This window comes from Methylobacterium oryzae (assembly GCF_021398735.1).
In the GTDB taxonomy this organism is placed as follows: Bacteria; Pseudomonadota; Alphaproteobacteria; order Rhizobiales; family Beijerinckiaceae; genus Methylobacterium.
The window spans coordinates 3,811,581-3,829,081 of record NZ_CP090349.1 but is presented as its reverse complement, the minus strand read 5'-3'; the positions used below and the strand labels follow the sequence as shown (position 1 = coordinate 3,829,081).

The window sequence follows — 17,501 nt, the reverse complement described above, 5'->3', positions numbered from 1 at the left end:
GGCCCTCACCGCGGCAGCGCGCCGACCAGCGGCCCGAGAGGGCGGCTGATGTCGGTGCGGCCGAGGTTCGGCGCGTAGAGGCTGGAGACCGAGCCGTCGAGGAACAGGGCGTTGCGGCAGCCGAGATCGTCGCGGAACAGCCGCGCGAAGGCGCCGAAGGTCACCGGGCGCTCTGAGATCGCGAAGATCGCCACGTGCCCGTCGCCGGGCACGCCGACGCCGTTGCGGATCTTCTGGCTCGGCCCGTCGGCGGCGATCTTCGGGTGGATCTGGCCGTCGATCACCAGCATCGGCCCGGACTGCGTGGCGAAATCCGGCCGGATCTTCGCCCGCAGGTAGCGGGACGTGTCGACCACCCCGGCGCGCTCACCCTTCAGCCAGAAGATCCCGTTGGGCTTCAGGTGGAAATTGCCCGGCCCGTCCGCCGTGGAGACGCGCTTCAGCTCGTGCCCGTTCTCGACGTAGAGGCCGACCGGCGCCTGGTCCTTGTCGTACATGCCGGCGTTCATCGCGAAGGCGAGGCGACCGCCCTGCTTCTCGGCGAGGGTGCCGAGGGCGCCGTAGGGCTTGCCGTCGTCCTGGAGCCAGAACAGCCGCAGCCGCCGCTTCCGGAGGTCGATGGTGCAGACCGTGAAGGTCTCACCCTGCGCCTCGACCGCCCGACAGGGCTCCGTCGCGGCCGGGGCGGCCGCCCGGGCCGGGGCCGCGAGGGCGAGCAGCGTGATCAAGAGGGCGTGAGCCGGGCGCAGCATCATCATTCGTTCCAGGCAGCTCGGGGACGGCGAGTCGGGGACGGCGAAGCTCGTTCGGCCCGCCCTTCGCCCTGGAAAGCGGCGAATTTCGTGTCCGAGCCGCGCCCGGATGGGTCCGGACGCGGCCGGGTGCGTCTCGCGACCGCGCGCCGCGGCCGGGGCTGGACCGTTTTACCGGTTCGAGCGTTCTTAGCCGCAGAGGGCGTGTTTCCACGGAGATGACGTGATGAAGGGTGCAGTGCTCGGCTCGGCCCTGCTGGCGGCGGGTGCTCTGGCCTTGGCGCCGGCCAGCGCGGACGCGCGCGGCTTCGGCGGCGGCGGCTTCCATGGCGGCGGTTTCGGCGGCGGCTTCCACGGTGGCGGGTTCGGCGGCGGCTTCCGCGGCGGCGGGTTCGGCGGGTTCCGCAACGGCGGCTTCGGAGGCGGCTTCCGCGGCGTCGGCTTCCGTCCGGGCGGCTTCGGCTACGGCCGTGGCTTCTACGGCCGGGGCTACGGCTGGCGCGGCGGCTACGGCTACCGCGGCGGGTACGGCTACGGGCTCGGCGGCCTGGGCCTCGGTGTCGGGCTCGGCCTCGCGGCCGGCGGCCTCTACGGCGGCTACGGTGGCTACGGCTATCCGGGTTACGGCTACGGCGGCTACTACGCCCCGGCGGCCTACGATTACGGCTACGGCGGCGGCTGCTACACGGTCCCGCGGGTGCGCTGGACGCCCTACGGCTACCGCCGGGTTCTGGTCGAGCGCTGCTACTGAGCGTCGATCGAGCGTGAAAAGAACGGGACAGGCCGCCTCCGGGCGGCCTTTTCCTTTCCGGTTGCTTGCGTGACCCGCCGCATCGTTGGACAGCTCGGCCCGGGACGCTGATACTGGTATCGGGCGGCGGGAGGCGGTGATGAGTTCAGCAACCGGGCAGGGGCCCACGGGCGTGGACGCGGTCGAGATCCGCGACGCCAGCCTCACCGCCTTCTACCGATCGATGACGCCGCCGGAGCGGCACACCTTCTGGGCGTGCGCCGCCGGCTGGTGCCTCGACGGCATGGACTTCATGATCTACCCGCTGGTGATCGGCACGATCATGGCGCTGTGGCACGTCGATGCCGGCACGGCCGGGCTCGCCGCCACGGTGACGCTGCTGGCCTCGGCGCTCGGCGGCTGGCTCGCGGGCTTCGTCGCCGACCGCATCGGCCGGGTGCTGACGCTGCAGATCACGATCCTCTGGTTCTCGCTGTTCTCCCTCCTCTGCGCCTTCGTGCAGAACTTCGAGCAGCTGCTCATCGCGCGGGCGCTGCTCGGCCTCGGCTTCGGCGGCGAGTGGGCGGCCGGCGCCGTGCTGATCGGCGAGACGATCCGGGCCGAGTATCGCGGCCGGGCGGTGGGCTCGGTCCAGTCCGGCTGGGCGATCGGCTGGGGCCTCGCGGTCCTGTCGCAGGCGGTGCTGTTCTCGCTTCTGCCGCCCGAGACCGCGTGGCGCTGGATGTTCGCGGTGGGCGCGCTGCCGGCGCTGCTGGTGTTCTACCTGCGCCGCTACGTGAAGGAGCCGGAGGTCGCCGCCGAATCCCGTGCCCGGGCCGCCGCCACGGGCGACCGGCCGCAGATCTGGGAGATCTTCTCCGGTCCGATCCTCAAGACCACCCTGCTCGCCTCCCTGGCGGCGGCGGGCTGCCAGGGCGGCTACTACGCAATCACCACCTGGGTGCCGCGCTTCCTGACCACCGAGCGCCACCTGTCGATCGTGTCCTCCACCGGCTACCTCGCGGCCCTGATCATTGGCTCGTTCACCGGCTACCTCGTGGGCGCGTGGCTCGCCGACCGGCTCGGCCGGCGGCCCCTCTTCCTGATCTTCTCGCTGGGCGCCATCGCGGTGATCGTCGCCTACACGCAGATCCCGCTCTCGAACGGCGTGCTCTGGGTGCTGGGCTTCCCGCTGGGCTTCTTCGCCTCCGGCTACTTCTCCGGCATGGGCGCCTTCCTGACCGAACTGTACCCGACCCGCCTGCGCGGCTCGGGGCAGGGGTTCTGCTACAATTTCGGCCGCGGCATCGGCGCCCTGTTCCCGGCGCTGGTCGGCTACCTCGCGGAGCGCGCCGGTCTCGCCTCGGCCATCGCGATCTTCGCGGCCGTCGCCTACGGGATCTTCTTCCTGGCGGCCTTCGCGCTGCCCGAGACGCGCGGCAAGGTCCTCCACGCGGATTCCTGATCATGCCCGAGATCCGAGACTGCCCCGCCCCGGACCCGCATCCGGAAGGCCCGACCCGCTACGCCGTGCCGGAGGGCGCGGTCGACACGCACGCCCACGTCATCGGCCTGCCGCCGGACTATCCCCTGGTGGCGGACCGGAGCTACACGCCCCCGGCGGCGCCGGCCGAGCGGTATCTGGCGATGCTCGACGGGACCGGCATGGCCAACGGCGTGCTGATCCAGGTCAGCGTGCACGGCACCGACAACCGGCTGATGGTCGAGACGCTGCGCGCCCACCGACAGCGCCTGCGCGGCGTCGCGGTGATCCCGCTCGGCCTGCCCGACGCGGAGCTCGCCGCGCTGAAGGAGGCCGGCGTGGTCGGCCTGCGCCTCAACGTCCTGTTCGGCGGCGGGGTCGGGCTCGACGCGGTCGAGTCCTACGGGGCGCTCGCCCGCGAGATGGGCTGGCACCTCCAGTTCCTGCTCGATGCCCGCGAGTTGCCGCCGATCGCCGCCCGCCTGGCGCGGCTGCCCGTGCCGCTGGTCTTCGACCATATGGGCCACATGCCGACCTCGGCGGGCGTGGACCATCCGGGGTTCCGGGCACTGCTCGGCCTCGTCGCCGACGGCAACTGGGTCAAGCTCTCGGGCGCCTTCCGGGATTCCGTGACCGGGCCCCCCTACGCCGACACGATCCCCTTCGCCCGGGCGCTCAACGACGCCGCGCCGGACCGCTGCCTCTGGGGCTCGGACTGGCCGCACGTGGCCGCCTGGGACGGGCCGCCGCGGACGCGGGAACTCCTCGACCTGATGGCCGACTGGGTGCCGGACGCGGATCGGCGCCGGATGGTGTTCGTGGACAACCCACGGCGGCTCTACGGCTTCGGGTAGGGGCGGCCGTTCAACGGCCGCCGGAGAGCCCGCCGACATCGCGCGCGCAGCGAAGCACCCCAGGTTCGCGCGAGGCCCGGAAAGCGGAGCGCGGCGTCTCCGTCACACCCGCAGGTCGACGCTCTGGCCCTGTCCGGGAGGGGCCGGCGGGCCGGCGCTCGCCGCCTCGGCGGCGCTGTCCGCCACCAGCCCGGCGACCGCCTTGTCGGCGGAGAGCTGCTGCTTGGCGACGGCGATGCCGATCTGCTGGTTCTGGGACGAACCCAGCATCTGGACGGCGGCTGCGGCGATCGAATCCATGCCGCCGATCCTGGACCACCGGTCTGAATCCCGCGTTACCCGGATCCGGCGCCTTTGACCGGTCGCGCTCACCCGTCGAGGAAACCCCGCTGCCGCGCCCGGTAGCCGCCGATCGCCGTGACGCACAGGAACGACACGCCGGCCAGCGCCGTGCCGAACACCGCGATCGGCCACCAGTGGCCCTGGAAGCGCTCGGCCAGCACGGTGCCGACGATCGGCGTCAGGCCGCCGGCGAGCGCCCCGCAGAACTGGTACGCGATAGAGATCGCCGTGTAGCGCACCCGCGTCGGGAAGGCGCCCGCGAGGTAGCCGGCGATCACCGCGTAGAAGGTCGCGCTGCCGATGACGTTGAGGGCGAGCCCCAGCACGATCAGGGGCACCGACTGCGTCTCGACCAGCCAGAACAGCGGGTAGGGGGCCAGCATCGCCCAGACCAGCGTCCCCTGGAGGAACAGCCGTTCATTGCGGATCAGCTCGGCAATCCGGGCGCCCACCGGGGTCATCACCAGCTGGACCACGGCGGCGATCAGCAGGGCGTCGAGGATCGTCGCCCGCGCGATGCCGAGATACTGCGTGGTGAACGCGATCATGAAGGTGTTGAACAGGTAGACCGAGGCGATCGCGAAGGTGTTGGCCCCCGCCGCCAGCAGCACCGGCTTCAGGCAGGTCGTCAGCACCTCGCGCACCGGCGCCGGCGGCGGCCCGCCGGCGGCCCGGGCCTTCTCGAAGGCCGGGGATTCCGCGACGCCGAGGCGGATCGCGAGCCCGACGCCGAGCAGCAGGATGCTGACGAGGAACGGCACCCGCCAGCCCCAGGTCAGGAAGCTCTCCTTGTCGAGGAGGCCCGCGAGCCGGAAGGCCAGCAGCGACAGGATCTGCCCGGCCGGGCTGCCGAGCTGCGCGAAGGAGGCGAAGAAGGTGTTGCGCCCGGCCGGCGCGTGCTCGGCGGCCATCAGCACCGCGCCGCCCCACTCGCCGCCGACCGCGAGCCCCTGGATCAGCCGCAAGACGACCAGCATCACCGGCGCCCAGAGGCCGACCGACGCGTAGGTCGGCAGCAGGCCGATACACGAGGTGGCGATGCCCATCATCACGAGCGTCGCCACCAAGGCGCGCTTGCGCCCGAACCGGTCGCCGAGATGGCCGAAAATCAGGCCGCCGAGTGGTCGTGCGAGGAAGCCGACCGCGAAGGTGCCGAAGGCCGAGAGCGTCGCGATGTAGGGCGATTCCGCCGTGAAGAAGAGCGGCCCGAACACCAGCGCCGCCGCCGTGCCGTAGATGAAGAAGTCGTACCACTCGATCGTGGTGCCCACGAAGGCCGCGAGCGCCGCGCGCGCCGACTGGTTCTGTCCGGGCCCGGCGGCCGGGCTTGCGGTCGTGACGGCCATCGATCCTCGCGCGGCATTATGAATTCAAACGCCGCCCTGCATGCGCCACTCTGCTGGCCGACCGCAACGCCTGCACGCGACAGGGCGGGCGTTTCATCCGCCGCAGCCGGGCTCCGTCTCAGAAGCTCGGCGGCGTGCAGGCGCTCACCACCTCGCAGGGGTTGGGCCCGACGCAGCGGAACCGGTGCGGGCGGCGGCTGTCGAAGCTGTAGGCGTCGCCGGGGCCGAGGATCCGGCGCTCGGCATCCACCGTGACCTCGAGGCGCCCGGAGAGCACGATGCCACCCTCCTCGCCCTCGTGGGAGAGCGGCACCCGGCCAGTATCGGCGCCCGGCTCGTAGCGCTCCTTGAGGATCTGGAGCTTGCGCCCGAACAGGCTGTCGCCGACCTGACGGTACGAAATCGCCCCCTTGGCGGCCCGGCGGCCGATCTCGGTGAGGTCCTCGGCGGCGAAGAACGCCTTGCGCTCCGGCTCCGGCTCCAGGGCGAAGAACTCGGCCATGCCGATCGGCACCCCGTCGAGGATCCGCTTCAGGGCGCCCACCGACGGGTTCACCCGGTTGGCCTCGATCAGCGAGATCGCCGAGTTGGTCACGCCGGCGCGCTTGGCGAGGGTCCGCTGCGACAGGCCGTGGCGGGCCCGAACGAAGCGCAGGCGCGCGCCGACATCGATGCTCATCCGGCCAGGGCCCGTTTCAGGTGTTGCGGATCCCGCAACGGTGCCACCCGCGGCCCCGATCCTGCAAGGGGTTGGCGGCGACCAGAAAAGGACTTGTTGCCCGATCGGTGAAGGTGTCCCCTGGTCCCGCCGCCGATCCGCGTCGCCCGTCCCGGAGAACCGCCCATGACCGACCATCCGCTCCGCAATACGCCCGCGATGGACGCCTTCTGGATGCCGTTCACGGCCAACCGCCAGTTCAAGGCGGCGCCGCGCCTGCTCGTCTCGGCCGAGGGCATGCACTACACCGCCGATGACGGCCGCAAGGTCCTCGACGGCTCCGCGGGGCTCTGGTGCGTCAATGCCGGCCACGGGCGGCGGGGCATCGCCGCCGCGGTGGAGCGCCAGCTCGCGACCCTCGACTTCGCCCCGACCTTCCAGATGGGCCACCCCGTCGCCTTCGAGTTCGCCGAGCGGCTGGCCGAGATCGCCCCGGGCGGTCCCGACAAGCGCCTCGACCGGGTGTTCTTCACCAATTCCGGCTCGGAATCGGTCGACACCGCCCTCAAGATCGCGCTCGCCTACCAGCGGGCGATCGGGCAGGGCACGCGGACCCGGCTCGTCGGCCGCGAGCGCGGCTATCACGGCGTCGGCTTCGGCGGCCTGTCGGTCGGCGGCATCGTGTCGAACCGGCGGGTCTTCCCGACCCTCAACGGCACCGACCACCTGCGCCACACCCACGATCCGGCCCGCAACGCCTTCGTGAAGGGCCAGCCCGAGCACGGGGCCGAGCTCGCCGAGGATCTGGAGCGGCTGGTGGCGCTGCACGGCGCCGAGACCATCGCGGCCTGCATCGTCGAGCCGGTAGCGGGCTCCACGGGCGTGCTGATCCCGCCGAAGGGCTACCTCGAGCGCCTGCGCGAGATCTGCACCAAGCACGGCATCCTGCTGATCTTCGACGAGGTCATCTCCGGCTTCGGCCGCCTCGGCGCGCCGTTCGCGACCGACTTCTTCGGCGTCGTCCCCGACCTCGTGACCAGCGCCAAGGGCCTGACCAACGGCACGGTGCCGATGGGCGCGGTCTTCGCCAGCCGCGCGGTCCACGACGCGCTGATGCAGGGCCCGGACGGGATCGAGCTGTTCCACGGCTACACCTATTCCGGGCACCCGATCGCCTGCGCGGCCGGCATCGCGACGCTCGACATCTACCGGGAGGAGGGTCTGCTCACCCGCGTCGCCGACATTGCCGACGACTGGGCGGCGGCGATCCACGACCTGCGCGGGCGCAAGGGCGTCATCGACATCCGGACCATCGGGCTCGTCGCCGGCGTCGAGCTGGCGCCGCGCCCGGACGCGCCGGGCAAGCGCGCCTACGACGTGTTCGTGGACTGTTTCGAGCGCGGCCTGCTCACCCGGGTGACCGGCGACATCATCGCCCTGTCGCCGCCGCTGATCATCGAGCGCGGCCAGATCGGCGAGATCGTCGACATCCTCGGCGCCGCGATCGACCGGGTCGCCTGAGAGCGCTCCCGTCTCTGCGAGCGGAGCGAAGCAATCCAGGGTCGCGCCATGATTCGAAACCGCGCGCTGCCCTGGGTCGCTTCGCTACGCTCGCGATGACGTGGGGCTCGCGATCACACAACCCTTGCGCGCCGCACAGGCGTCCCCGCCGCGCGGCGGGGTTGTCGCGACACCACCCGCGCCCATCTGCCCCGGACCCGGATTTGGGCCGGGCACGAGGGTTTCCATGTCGAACACCGCCCTGATCGTCGGCGCGAGCGGGATCGTCGGCAGCGCCACCGCGGCGCTGCTGACCCAGGAAGGCTGGACGGTCGCGGGCCTCGCCCGTCACCCGGTGCGGCAGGACGGCGTCGTGCCGGTGGCCGGCGACCTGCAGGATCCGGCCTCCCTGGCGGAGGCGCTCTCCGACCTCGCCCCGAGCCACGTGTTCCTCGCGACCTGGCAGCGGCGCCCGACCGAGGCGGAGATGATCCGCGTCAACCGGGCGATGGTGGAGAACCTGCTCGACGCGCTCCGCCCCAAGAAGAGCGTCCGCCACGTCGCCCTGGTGACCGGGCTGAAGCACTATCTCGGCCCGTTCGAGGCCTACGGCAAAGGCACCCTGCCGCAGACGCCGTTCCGCGAGGACCAGGGCCGCCTCGACATCGAGAACTTCTACTACGCGCAGGAGGATGCCGTGTTCGCGGCCGCCGCCCGCGACGGCTTCACCTGGAGCGTCCACCGCCCGCACACGATCATCGGCAAGGCGGTGGGCAACGCCATGAACATGGGCACGACGCTCGCCTGCTACGCCACCCTGTGCCGGGAGCTGGGACGCCCGTTCGTCTTCCCGGGCTCGGCCGCGCAGTGGAACGGCCTGACCGACATGACCGACGCGCGGCTCCTCGCCCGCCAGCTGCTCTGGGCATCGACGGAGCCGAGGGCCGCCAACGAGGCGTTCAACGTCGTCGACGGCGACGTCTTCCGCTGGAGCTGGATGTGGGGCCGGATCGCCGCCTGGTTCGGGATCGAGGCGGTGCCGTTCGACGGCACGCACCGGCCGCTCGAGCCCCGGATGGCGCAGGACGGCCCGGCCTGGGCCGAGATCGCGGCGCGCCACGGCCTCGCCGAGCCGGATCTCACCAAGCTGGCCTCTCCCTGGCACACGGATGCCGATCTCGGGCGGCCGATCGAGGTCGTCACCGACATGAGCAAGAACCGCCGCCTCGGCTTCACGACCTACCAGCCGACCGACGACGCGTTCTACGACCTGTTCGCCCAGCTCCGCGCGGACCGGCTGATCCCCTGACGGCGAGCACCGCCGTCATCGCGAGCGAAGCGACGCGACCCAGGGATGCACGATGCCCGTGAGCGCAGCGCTGCCCTGGATTGCTTCGCTACGCTCGCAAGGACGGCGGCTCACCCCGCCTTCCGCTCCGTCCCGCACCACTCGGCCACGAACAGCGCCATGGTGGTCGTGATCCGCTTCACCGAGGCGAGGCTGACCCGCTCGTCGAAGCCGTGGATGTTCTGGGAGGTCGGGCCGTAGCAGAGCGCCGGAACCCGGTCGTAGAGGGCGTGGACCCGGGTATCGAGATAGCCCGCCGTCATGAAGCTCTGGAGCGGCGACCCGATCGCCCGCTCGTGGGCGCGGCCGAGCACCGCCTCGGCCTCAGAGCCTTCCTCCAGCACGTAACCCTCAGCGAAGAAGCCGTTGAACACCACTCGCGGCGGGCTGTTGGCCAGGAACGGGTCGGTGCGGGAGAAGGACGCCACCGCGGCCTCGATCTCGGCGGCGGCCTGCGCGGCGGTGACGCCGGGGTAGAGCGCCACCCGGCAGTGGATCCGGCACCAGGCCGGGACCGAGGAGGCCCAGTCGCCGCCCTCGATCTTGCCGATGTTGAGGTTGATCGGGTGGTCCTCGGTCTCGAAATGCGGGTGCGCGGCCTTCTCGGCGTTCCAGCGGGCCTCGACATCGCGCAGCGCGCCGATCACCCGGTACGTGGCGTCGATGGCGTTGGCGCCGGCGCCCATCTCGCGGACATGGACCGGGACGCCCCGCACCTCGACGGTGAACCAGAGCACGCCGGTATTGGCGCGCACGAGCTTCTCGTCCTCCGGCTCGGGGATCAGCACGGCGTCGGCGCGGTAGCCGCGCAGATGGGTCATCAGGGCGCCGTTGCCGGTGGATTCCTCCTCGACCACCGACTGCACCGTCACGGAGGCCGCCGGCTGCAGGCCGAGGCGCGCCAGGGCGTCGAGGGCGAACAGGTTGGCGGCGTGCCCGGCCTTCATGTCGCCGGCGCCGCGGCCGTACATCCAGTCGCCCTGGATCACCGGATCGAAGGGCCGGTGGGTCCAGAGGTCGAGGGGCCCCGGCGGCACGACGTCGACATGGGCCTGCAGGATCAGCGAGCGCCCGGTCTCGGTGCCCGGCCTGTGGTGGCAGACGACGATCGGCGCGTCAGAATGGTGCGCGGCGTCGATCTTCGAGCCGCCCGGATGGGCCGCGATGGCGTCCCGGTCCATGGCGAAGCGCTCGGTGGCGTAGCCGCGGGCACGGAACTGGTCGAAGACGTAGTCCTGGCAGGCATGCTCCGCCCCGCGCAGGGACGCGAACCGGACGAGCGCCTGCGTGTGGGCGACCTGATCGGCGAAGCCCTCCGCCACGGAGGCTTCGATCTCGGCGGCGAGGGTGGGGTCGAGGGCCATGGAAACTCCGAACCGTCTGCGGCCGGGAGGAAGCGCCCGGGCCCGGGCCGCTGTCAACCGGCGGTTGCCGAGAGCATGGCGCGTGCCGGAACCGGGATCCTAGGTCACATCCGGGAGCGCCGTCCGCACCTGCTCGGCGAACCGCGCGAAGGCCGCGCTCGGCCGGTCGTCGGCGCGGTGGACCAGCAGCGTCGGGACGTGCCCGTCCCCGTCGGGCACCGGGTGAACCGAGACCCGGCCCGCGCGGCGCGCCGGCTCTGCCACGGCCCGCGGAACCAGGGTCACGCCCAGGCCGGCCGCCACGCAGCCGAGGATGCCGTCGAGGGTCCCGAATTCCATGCGTCGCACATGCACGAGGCCCTGGCGGGCCAGGAACGCCTCCAGGCGCCTCCGGTACGAGCAGCCGGCCCGGAACACGAGCACCTTCGCGTCGCGCGCCCGGGCCAGCCGGTCGAGCAGCGCCGCGAGGTCGCCGACGGCCGGGTGCGCCACCAGCACCAGCTCCTCCGTGAAGACCGGGATCCCGACGAGGTCGGCCTGCGCGACCGGGCCGGCCACGAAGGCCCCCTCCAGACTCCGGTCGAGGACCCGGGCGATCAGGTGCTCGGTCGGGCCGGTCTCCAGCTCGATGTCCACCTCCGGGTGACCCGCGGCGAAATCCGCGAGCGGGCCGGGCAGGCGCAGGGCCGCGGTCGTCTCCATGGCGCCGATCCGCAGGGGTCCGCGCGGCTCGCCCTCGGCCAGCAGGGCGTGGCGCGCCTCCGCGAGCAGCTGCCCGACCTGGAGCGCGTAGGGCAGGAGCCGCTCCCCCGCCCGGGTCAGCGTCACCCCGCGGCTGCAGCGGTGGAACAGCGGCACGCGCAGGGCCTGCTCCAGGGCGCGGATCCGGCCTGTGACGTTGGACTGGACGGTGTTGAGCCGCGCCGCCGCCCGCCCGATGCCGCCGGTCTCGGCCACCGCCGCGAAGAACATCAGGTCGGTGCTGTTCATGTCATCTGCTTTTCCGATGCCTTCCTTCAGAAGGAATCATTTTTTCCGCCATCGCGCGAGCGCTAATCCCTGGCGGGCGGCGCGCGCAACCGAGACGCTACCCGGGGGAGGGGATCCATGGCCTTGAGGACCAGACTCACCGACGCCTTCGGGCTGCGACACCCGATCGTGCTAGCCCCCATGGACCCGGCCTCGGGGGGTGCCCTCGCGGCGGCGGTGAGCGCCGCCGGCGGCCTCGGCCTGATCGGCGGCGGCTACGGCGACCACGCGACGCTCGACCGGGAATTCGCCCGCGCGGGCAATCAGCGGGTCGGCTGCGGCTTCATCACGTGGTCGATGGCCCGGGACCCGTCGCTCCTCGACGCGGCGCTCGCCCGGTCGCCCGCGGCCCTGATGCTCTCCTTCGCGGATCCCGCGCCGTTCGCGGACCGGATCCGCGCCGCCGGCGTGCCGCTGATCTGCCAAGTGCACACCCTGGCGCATGCGAGGCGTGCCCTGGAGGTCGGCGCGGCCGCGGTGGTGGCGCAGGGGACGGAGGCCGGCGGCCACGGCCTCACCGCCCGCGGCACCGCGGCGTTCGTCCCGGCGGTCGCCGACCTGATCGCCCGCGAGCGCCCCGAGACGCTGCTCCTCGCGGCGGGCGGCATCGCGGACGGGCGCGGCCTCGCCGCCGCCCTGGCGCTGGGGGCCGACGGTGTCCTGATGGGGACCCGGTTCTGGGCCAGCCGGGAGGCGCTGATCCACCCGGCCGCGAAGCAGCGGGTTCTCGCCGCGACCGGCGACGACACGATCCGCACGCAGGTCTACGACATCGCCCGCCAGCGGGCCTGGCCGAAGCCCTATACCGGCCGACTCCTGCGCAACGCCTTCATCGAGACGTGGCACGGCCGCGAGGACGCGCTGCGCGCGGCCTCGGCCGAGCGGCGCCGGGACGTGGAGGATGCCGACGCGGCGGGCGACTACGACGTCGCCAACGTCACGGTCGGCGAGGCCGTCGGGCTCATCGCCGACCTGCCGGGCGCCGGCGACCTCGTCCTACGCATCGCCGAGGAGGCCGAAGCCGCGATCCGCCGGATCTCCGGCATGGCCGCGGCGGCGCCGTGAGGGCGCCGCCAGGGTGCTGTGAGGGTGCTCAGCAAAGCGTGACTACGCAGGGTTGCCGCGGACCGGAACCTCGGTGTTGCCGACGGTTTAGCGTGACGGCAAACCGTCGCGGTTTCTCGAGGCGCGTCTCGAGTCGGAGTCGCTCATGCGTATCGGTCTGATCTCCGTCCTGTCCGGGCTGCTCCTGTGCGCGGGGATCCCCGCGACGGCCAACGCGGACGTGCTCGTCAACGTCGACAAGACCACCCAGCGCATGGAGGTCTCCGTCGACGGCCAGCCGCGCTATTCCTGGCCGGTCTCGACCGGCGTCGCGAGCTACGACACCCCGTCCGGCGCCTACCGCCCGTTCCGTCTGGAGCGCACGCACTTCTCGAAGGAGTGGGATGACGCGCCCATGCCCTTCGCGATGTTCTTCACGACCCAGGGCCACGCCATCCACGGCACCAACCACGTCCGGAGCCTCGGGCGCGCGGCCTCGCACGGCTGCGTGCGCCTGTCGGTGCGCAACGCCGCGACCCTGTTCAACCTCGTGAAGAGCCAGGGCATGGGCCGGACGCGGGTGGTGATCGAGGGGGCGGATGTCCCGATGGCGGACCGTGGCCGGCGCGGCACCCGGCTCGCCCGGAACCGCAGCCCCTACGAGCCGGACGATCTGCTGGCAAACAGCGATCAGATGGGGCGCCGGTCGGTGCCGGCCTATTACCGCCCGGCGGCCCGGCCGGCCTACGCGCCCGCGACGGTCTACGGCTACCCGGCCGACGCCGACGAGACGGACGGCTGGTAGGCCGGATCGCGGCCCAGGTCGCGAGTATCGGCCGCTCGGCGCCACGACGGCCACTGCGCGCAGACGATCACCGACCGCGTCGTCTGACCGCGAAAGTCATGTGCCGCCGCTCCCGCCCATTGCCGAGCGCGCCCTCCCGGCCTAGCTCCTGCGCGGCCATCAGAGCCTGCGCGGCCCCTGCCGCGACCTGAGACGGACGGAGACACCCCGAGATGCCCTTCGCTTTCTGCCGGTCCCTTCCCCTCGCCGCCCTGGCGCTCGCCGCGGCCACCGTGCCGGGCTACGCCCTCGAGGTGACGCGCTCGGCCGACATCGCCGCGCCGCCGGCCAAGGTCTGGCAGACCATCGGCGAGTTCTGCGGCATCGGCGACTGGCACCCCGCCATCGAGAAGTGCGCCCTGTCGGACAAGGACGGTATGAAGGTCCGCACCCTCAGCCTCAAGGGTGGCGGCACCATCAAGGAGGAGCAGGTCTCCCGCGACGACAAGGTGATGAGCTACACCTACACGATCCTCGAGAGCCCGCTGCCGGTCTCGGACTACAAGTCGACCCTCTCGGTCGCCCCCGCCGGCTCCGGCTCGAAGGTGACCTGGACCGGGACCTTCAACGCCAAGGGCGCGCCGGACACGGTCGCCACCGACGCGATCCAGGGCATCTACGATTCCGGCCTGAAGGCGCTCGCCGACAAGGCGAAGTAAGCCCGTCACGATTCGGAGCGCGCCGCCGACGCCGGATGCCGGCGGCGCGCTCCAAGTCCCTCCGGCAACAGCGGAATCGCGCGTTCGCGGCGAACCGCGTCCCGCGCTGCGCGCCCCTTCGGCATGTCGCCGGGGCGATTGACCCCTTGCCAAGCTCGGCCCAGAACCTCGGCGGCGCGGCCCCTCGCGCCCCAACAGGATGATCGCCGTGCCCGCGTCCCGCCTCCCGATGCGCCTCAGCCTCGTCGCCCTCGCCGTCGCGGCGCTGGGCGCCTGCCAGCAGCGCGCCACGCCCGCGGTGACGGAGCCTTCGCCGATCGTGCCGGCGCCCCTGGCCCTGCCCACGGGCAGCGGCTGCGGCCCGGAGATCGCCCGCACGAAGGCTATCGTCGACAGCGACGTGGCCACTGGCAACCTCAACAAGCCGGTGGGCGACCGCTTCAGCGCCGACCTCGCCCAGGCCGCCGCGGAATGCTCGGCCGGCAAGTCAGGCGAGGCCCTGCACCTGCTCGCCGCCGCCAAGAGCCGCTACGGGTACCGCTGAGCGCGGGGTTCGCCGGTTTCGCCGCGTCGCAGCGTCGCGCTCTCGATCCTGCAGGCGCGTCCAACCCATCCCCTCATCGTGAGGTGCCGGAGCGCAGCGGAGGCCTCGCGATCGCCGGCGCTCTCCGTCGAGGCCCGCCGACGCGGTCACCTCAGGATGCGGCCGTCGGTTCGGACAGGCGCATCCCGCGCTAGATCACGAACAGCAGGTTCAATCCGGCGCGCCGGAACCCGTCCTCGGCGATCTTCAGATCGAGCCCGTAGGACGCGATGTCGTCCGCCACCGGGTCGAGGGCCGGCGCCCGGTGCTGGTGGAGGTGCTTGATGTAGCTGTGGCAGGTCGTGCAGGTCTCGACCTGAACGTCCTTCGAGACCTCATCGAGCCCGTAATAGCTCACGTTCTCGCCGTCACCGCAGGCGGTGCAGCGGATCCGGACGTGGTTCCAGTACGTGCCGCAGACTGAGCAGCTGAGATACCGGGCCTTGTCGGCCGGGGTCCAGGAGACGATGACGCTCGCCACCGGCGCGCCGCCGCAGCACGGGCAGACGCCGTCCGCGACGGGCTTCAGCGTCCGCGTGTCGAGGCGCGCGGCCCGCTCGGCGAAGCGCACCTGCAACGCGGCTGAGACGAACAGGCATTCGGCGATCCGGTCGACCGGCAGCGCGCCCTCAAAAACCTGCACGGCGAGATCGCGGCGCTCCTCCGGCGCGGCGGCCCGCAGGGCATCCCGCGCCGCGGCCGAGGCCTCGGGCGCGGTCGCGAGATCCAGCGCGTCGAGCAGCGCCAGGAGGCACGCGTCGAAATCCTGGTCGGCCTCGAGGCTGTGCCGCGACAGCGGCGGCATGCCGTGCTCGCTCCGCAGCGCCTGATCGGCGGGATCCGGCGCCGGCGGGGCCGGAAACCGTGCCTGGATCGCCGCCTGGGCGCGGGCGACCTCACCGACGAACCGGAGATAGGCCTCCAGCGGGTGCCCGGGCGCGGCCTCCGCCAGGCGCGCGGCCCGGTCGGCGAACAGCGTCGCGGGATCGGGCAGGCGCACGAACGGGACCGAGCCCGAGATCCCGATCTTGTCGGGATCGGGCTTGAGCTCGCTGAAATCCCGGCGGCGGGGCTTCGGGGCCTCGGCGGGTTTCGGGGTCTTGTCCGCGGCCGGAGCCGCGGGTTTCCGCCTGAAGAAGTTGGCCACGCGATCAGGATCCGCGCTTGTCCACCGAGCCGCGGCGCGCCGGGCCGCCGGCCATCTGACGGAACCACTTGCGGTGATGCCGGTAGGCCCAGCCGCCCGTGACCGTGCCGCGGACCATCGCCCGGCCGGTGCCGCGCACCCAGATGCCGGCGTAGACGTGCACCACGATGATCGCGATGGCGATGACGGCGGCCAGCGAGTGCGCGAGCAGCGCCCAGCGCTGGGTCTCGATCGAGGTGAGGCCGCCGAAATAGGTGTTCCAGATCACGAGGCCGGTCACGAACATCACGCCGATCAGCGCGGTCTGGCCCCAGAACACGCCCTTCTGGCCGGCATTGTACTTGCCGAGCTCCGGCAGCCGGTCCTCGCGGTTGGTGACCACGTCGCCGATCTTCTTCGACCACTCGACATCGTCCTTGTTGGGGATGTTGAGCCGCCAGAAGCGCACGAACAGGAAGAGGAAGCTGATCGCCAGCGCCACGCCGAACCACGGGTGGATCGCTCGGGTCGCCTGCCCGCCGCCGAACAGGCCGGTCAGCGAGAACAGGTAGGGCGTGAACATCGCCAGCCCCGAGAGGGTCAGCAGCGTGAACAGGATCGCGGTGATCCAGTGATTCACGCGCTGCACGCCGGTGTAGCGCGGGACGTACATCACCTCCGGCGCCTCGGACTTGGCGTGGTGGAGGGGGCGGGAATCGCCGTCCCGGACATCGTTCTGGATCGTCATCGGCCTTCACTCGCCTGACGGGGCCGCCCGTCGCGGCGGGCGGGCCGTGAAACTCGAAATCGGGTCGGGCGCCCGAGCCGTCTCCGCCCTGCCGAAACCGTTCGGCGCGGCGCTCCCTCCCCCCGCGGGGGAGGGAGACCGTCGCGTCTCAGTGCGGCCGGGCCTCCCCGCCATTCTCCCGGCGCTTGGCCTCGTCGTACTCGACCGCCTCTTCCTCCTCCTCGGGCACGACCTCGTTGGGGCCGGCCGTGACGTAGTGGAAGAAGCCCGCCACCGCCGCGAAGCCCATCGCGGCGAGACCGAACACCTTGGCGCCGCCCTTCCAGAAGGCGACCAGCGGCGAGATCTTCGGGTCGTTCGGCAGGCCCGCGTAGAGGTTCGGCTGGTCGGCGTGGTGCAGCACGTACATGACGTGCGTGCCGCCGACCCCGGCCGGGTCGTAGAGGCCGGCATGGGCGAAGCCGCGCGACTTCAGGTCCTCGACGCGGTCGTGGGCCTGATCGATCATGGCCTGCTTGGTGCCGAACATGATCGAACCGGTCGGGCAGGCCTTGGCGCAGGCCGGGGCCTGACCCACCGCCACCCGGTCCGAGCACAGGGTGCACTTGTACGCCTTGTGGTCGGTCTGGCTGATGCGCGGGATGTTGAAGGGGCAGCCCTTCACGCAGTAGCCGCAGCCGATGCAGTTCTCCTCGATGAAGTCGACGATGCCGTTGGAGTACTGCACGATCGCGCCGGGGGACGGGCAGGCCTTCAGGCAGCCCGGCTCGGTGCAGTGCATGCAGCCGTCCTTGCGGATCAGCCATTCGAGGTTGTTGGTCTCCGGGTTCTCGTACTCGGTGAACCGCATCAGGGTCCACGACTTCGGCGTGAGGTCGTGGGGGTTCTGGTAGGTGCCCGTGTTGACACCGATGTCGTCGCGCAGGTCGTTCCACTCCTCGCAGGCCGACTGGCAGGCCTTGCAGCCGATGCACTTCGACACGTCGATGAGTTTGGCGACCTCCACCTGACGGCGGATCTCCGGCGGCGTCTCCGTGGAGGCGGAGCGCTGGCGGATGTCGAGGGAGCTGTAGTCAGCCATGTCTGCCGCT

Annotated in this window: 18 protein-coding genes; 9 read left to right on the top strand and 9 right to left on the bottom strand. The window is 72.0% G+C overall.

What is annotated here, in order from left to right:
• Positions 1-5: 5 nt before the first annotated feature.
• Positions 6-755 (bottom strand): phosphodiester glycosidase family protein, encoded by a 750-nt coding sequence (locus LXM90_RS18260; RefSeq protein WP_103985541.1) that lies wholly within the window; start codon positions 753-755, stop codon positions 6-8.
• Positions 756-978: 223 nt separating this feature from the next.
• Here LXM90_RS18260 and LXM90_RS18255 point away from each other — a divergent pair, with 223 nt between their 5' ends.
• The 3 genes from LXM90_RS18255 (at position 979) to LXM90_RS18245 (ending at position 3,819) form a co-directional block, all read left to right on the top strand.
• The gene (locus LXM90_RS18255) at positions 979-1,503 is read left to right on the top strand and encodes a hypothetical protein (protein ID WP_020092410.1); all 525 of its coding nucleotides are present in this window, start codon (positions 979-981) and stop codon (positions 1,501-1,503) included.
• A gap of 139 nt (positions 1,504-1,642) precedes the next feature.
• A complete protein-coding gene (locus LXM90_RS18250) occupies positions 1,643-2,947 on the top strand; it encodes an MFS transporter (protein WP_026604804.1) in 1,305 nt (434 codons plus the stop codon).
• A 2-nt stretch (positions 2,948-2,949) separates the two neighbouring features.
• Complete coding sequence (locus tag LXM90_RS18245) at positions 2,950-3,819, top strand: amidohydrolase family protein (RefSeq protein WP_234080992.1); 870 nt, start codon at positions 2,950-2,952, stop codon at positions 3,817-3,819.
• A 102-nt stretch (positions 3,820-3,921) separates the two neighbouring features.
• On the opposite strand, the gene LXM90_RS18240 is transcribed toward LXM90_RS18245, so the two are convergent.
• The 3 genes from LXM90_RS18240 to LXM90_RS18230 form a co-directional block, all read right to left on the bottom strand.
• Positions 3,922-4,119 (bottom strand): hypothetical protein, encoded by a 198-nt coding sequence (locus LXM90_RS18240; protein WP_020092413.1) that lies wholly within the window; start codon positions 4,117-4,119, stop codon positions 3,922-3,924.
• A gap of 68 nt (positions 4,120-4,187) precedes the next feature.
• Positions 4,188-5,507 (bottom strand): MFS transporter, encoded by a 1,320-nt coding sequence (locus tag LXM90_RS18235; RefSeq protein WP_020092414.1) that lies wholly within the window; start codon positions 5,505-5,507, stop codon positions 4,188-4,190.
• 118 nt (positions 5,508-5,625) lie between these two features.
• A complete protein-coding gene (locus LXM90_RS18230) occupies positions 5,626-6,186 on the bottom strand; it encodes a cupin domain-containing protein (protein ID WP_020092415.1) in 561 nt (186 codons plus the stop codon).
• Positions 6,187-6,351: 165 nt separating this feature from the next.
• On the opposite strand from LXM90_RS18230, the gene LXM90_RS18225 reads away from it, so the two are divergent.
• Positions 6,352-7,686, top strand: coding sequence for an aspartate aminotransferase family protein (locus LXM90_RS18225; RefSeq protein WP_103985466.1), 1,335 nt, complete (start codon positions 6,352-6,354; stop codon positions 7,684-7,686).
• Between the two features lie 226 nt (positions 7,687-7,912).
• Positions 7,913-8,974: an SDR family oxidoreductase gene (locus LXM90_RS18220; protein WP_103985467.1), complete on the top strand. Its 1,062-nt coding sequence runs from the start codon at positions 7,913-7,915 to the stop codon at positions 8,972-8,974.
• Between the two features lie 110 nt (positions 8,975-9,084).
• On the opposite strand, the gene LXM90_RS18215 is transcribed toward LXM90_RS18220, so the two are convergent.
• Positions 9,085-10,377, bottom strand: coding sequence for an ArgE/DapE family deacylase (locus tag LXM90_RS18215; protein ID WP_234080991.1), 1,293 nt, complete (start codon positions 10,375-10,377; stop codon positions 9,085-9,087).
• 99 nt (positions 10,378-10,476) lie between these two features.
• The gene (locus LXM90_RS18210) at positions 10,477-11,367 is read right to left on the bottom strand and encodes a LysR family transcriptional regulator (protein WP_103985469.1); all 891 of its coding nucleotides are present in this window, start codon (positions 11,365-11,367) and stop codon (positions 10,477-10,479) included.
• A gap of 117 nt (positions 11,368-11,484) precedes the next feature.
• On the opposite strand from LXM90_RS18210, the gene LXM90_RS18205 reads away from it, so the two are divergent.
• From LXM90_RS18205 to LXM90_RS18190, 4 genes are all read left to right on the top strand, one after another.
• Positions 11,485-12,471: an NAD(P)H-dependent flavin oxidoreductase gene (locus LXM90_RS18205; RefSeq protein WP_103985470.1), complete on the top strand. Its 987-nt coding sequence runs from the start codon at positions 11,485-11,487 to the stop codon at positions 12,469-12,471.
• A 145-nt stretch (positions 12,472-12,616) separates the two neighbouring features.
• On the top strand, positions 12,617-13,255 hold the full coding sequence (locus tag LXM90_RS18200) for a L,D-transpeptidase (protein ID WP_234080990.1): 639 nt from the start codon (positions 12,617-12,619) through the stop codon (positions 13,253-13,255).
• Positions 13,256-13,467: 212 nt separating this feature from the next.
• Positions 13,468-13,953: an SRPBCC family protein gene (locus LXM90_RS18195; RefSeq protein WP_234080989.1), complete on the top strand. Its 486-nt coding sequence runs from the start codon at positions 13,468-13,470 to the stop codon at positions 13,951-13,953.
• Positions 13,954-14,152: 199 nt separating this feature from the next.
• Entirely contained in the window at positions 14,153-14,497 is a 345-nt protein-coding gene (locus tag LXM90_RS18190) for a hypothetical protein (RefSeq protein ID WP_103985472.1), read from the top strand.
• 190 nt (positions 14,498-14,687) lie between these two features.
• Here the strand turns inward: LXM90_RS18190 and fdhE are convergent, their stop codons facing one another.
• The 3 genes from fdhE to fdxH all read right to left on the bottom strand — a co-directional run bounded on the left by fdhE (position 14,688) and on the right by fdxH (position 17,491).
• Positions 14,688-15,683, bottom strand: coding sequence for a formate dehydrogenase accessory protein FdhE (gene fdhE / locus LXM90_RS18185; RefSeq protein WP_103985473.1), 996 nt, complete (start codon positions 15,681-15,683; stop codon positions 14,688-14,690).
• Between the two features lie 4 nt (positions 15,684-15,687).
• Positions 15,688-16,410, bottom strand: coding sequence for a formate dehydrogenase subunit gamma (locus LXM90_RS18180; RefSeq protein WP_205833410.1), 723 nt, complete (start codon positions 16,408-16,410; stop codon positions 15,688-15,690).
• A 148-nt stretch (positions 16,411-16,558) separates the two neighbouring features.
• Positions 16,559-17,491, bottom strand: a complete 933-nt coding sequence (fdxH, locus tag LXM90_RS18175; protein ID WP_020092426.1) for a formate dehydrogenase subunit beta — start codon at positions 17,489-17,491, stop codon at positions 16,559-16,561.
• Positions 17,492-17,501 lie beyond the last annotated feature (10 nt).

Coding starts and splice junctions, on each gene's coding strand:
- LXM90_RS18260 (WP_103985541.1), bottom strand. CDS start 755: ATGATGCTGCGCCCGGCTCACGCCCTCTTGATCACGCTGCTCGCCCTC.
- LXM90_RS18255 (WP_020092410.1), top strand. CDS start 979: ATGAAGGGTGCAGTGCTCGGCTCGGCCCTGCTGGCGGCGGGTGCTCTG.
- LXM90_RS18250 (WP_026604804.1), top strand. CDS start 1,643: ATGAGTTCAGCAACCGGGCAGGGGCCCACGGGCGTGGACGCGGTCGAG.
- LXM90_RS18245 (WP_234080992.1), top strand. CDS start 2,950: ATGCCCGAGATCCGAGACTGCCCCGCCCCGGACCCGCATCCGGAAGGC.
- LXM90_RS18240 (WP_020092413.1), bottom strand. CDS start 4,119: ATGGATTCGATCGCCGCAGCCGCCGTCCAGATGCTGGGTTCGTCCCAG.
- LXM90_RS18235 (WP_020092414.1), bottom strand. CDS start 5,507: ATGGCCGTCACGACCGCAAGCCCGGCCGCCGGGCCCGGACAGAACCAG.
- LXM90_RS18230 (WP_020092415.1), bottom strand. CDS start 6,186: ATGAGCATCGATGTCGGCGCGCGCCTGCGCTTCGTTCGGGCCCGCCAC.
- LXM90_RS18225 (WP_103985466.1), top strand. CDS start 6,352: ATGACCGACCATCCGCTCCGCAATACGCCCGCGATGGACGCCTTCTGG.
- LXM90_RS18220 (WP_103985467.1), top strand. CDS start 7,913: ATGTCGAACACCGCCCTGATCGTCGGCGCGAGCGGGATCGTCGGCAGC.
- LXM90_RS18215 (WP_234080991.1), bottom strand. CDS start 10,377: ATGGCCCTCGACCCCACCCTCGCCGCCGAGATCGAAGCCTCCGTGGCG.
- LXM90_RS18210 (WP_103985469.1), bottom strand. CDS start 11,367: ATGAACAGCACCGACCTGATGTTCTTCGCGGCGGTGGCCGAGACCGGC.
- LXM90_RS18205 (WP_103985470.1), top strand. CDS start 11,485: ATGGCCTTGAGGACCAGACTCACCGACGCCTTCGGGCTGCGACACCCG.
- LXM90_RS18200 (WP_234080990.1), top strand. CDS start 12,617: ATGCGTATCGGTCTGATCTCCGTCCTGTCCGGGCTGCTCCTGTGCGCG.
- LXM90_RS18195 (WP_234080989.1), top strand. CDS start 13,468: ATGCCCTTCGCTTTCTGCCGGTCCCTTCCCCTCGCCGCCCTGGCGCTC.
- LXM90_RS18190 (WP_103985472.1), top strand. CDS start 14,153: ATGATCGCCGTGCCCGCGTCCCGCCTCCCGATGCGCCTCAGCCTCGTC.
- LXM90_RS18180 (WP_205833410.1), bottom strand. CDS start 16,410: ATGACGATCCAGAACGATGTCCGGGACGGCGATTCCCGCCCCCTCCAC.
- fdxH (WP_020092426.1), bottom strand. CDS start 17,491: ATGGCTGACTACAGCTCCCTCGACATCCGCCAGCGCTCCGCCTCCACG.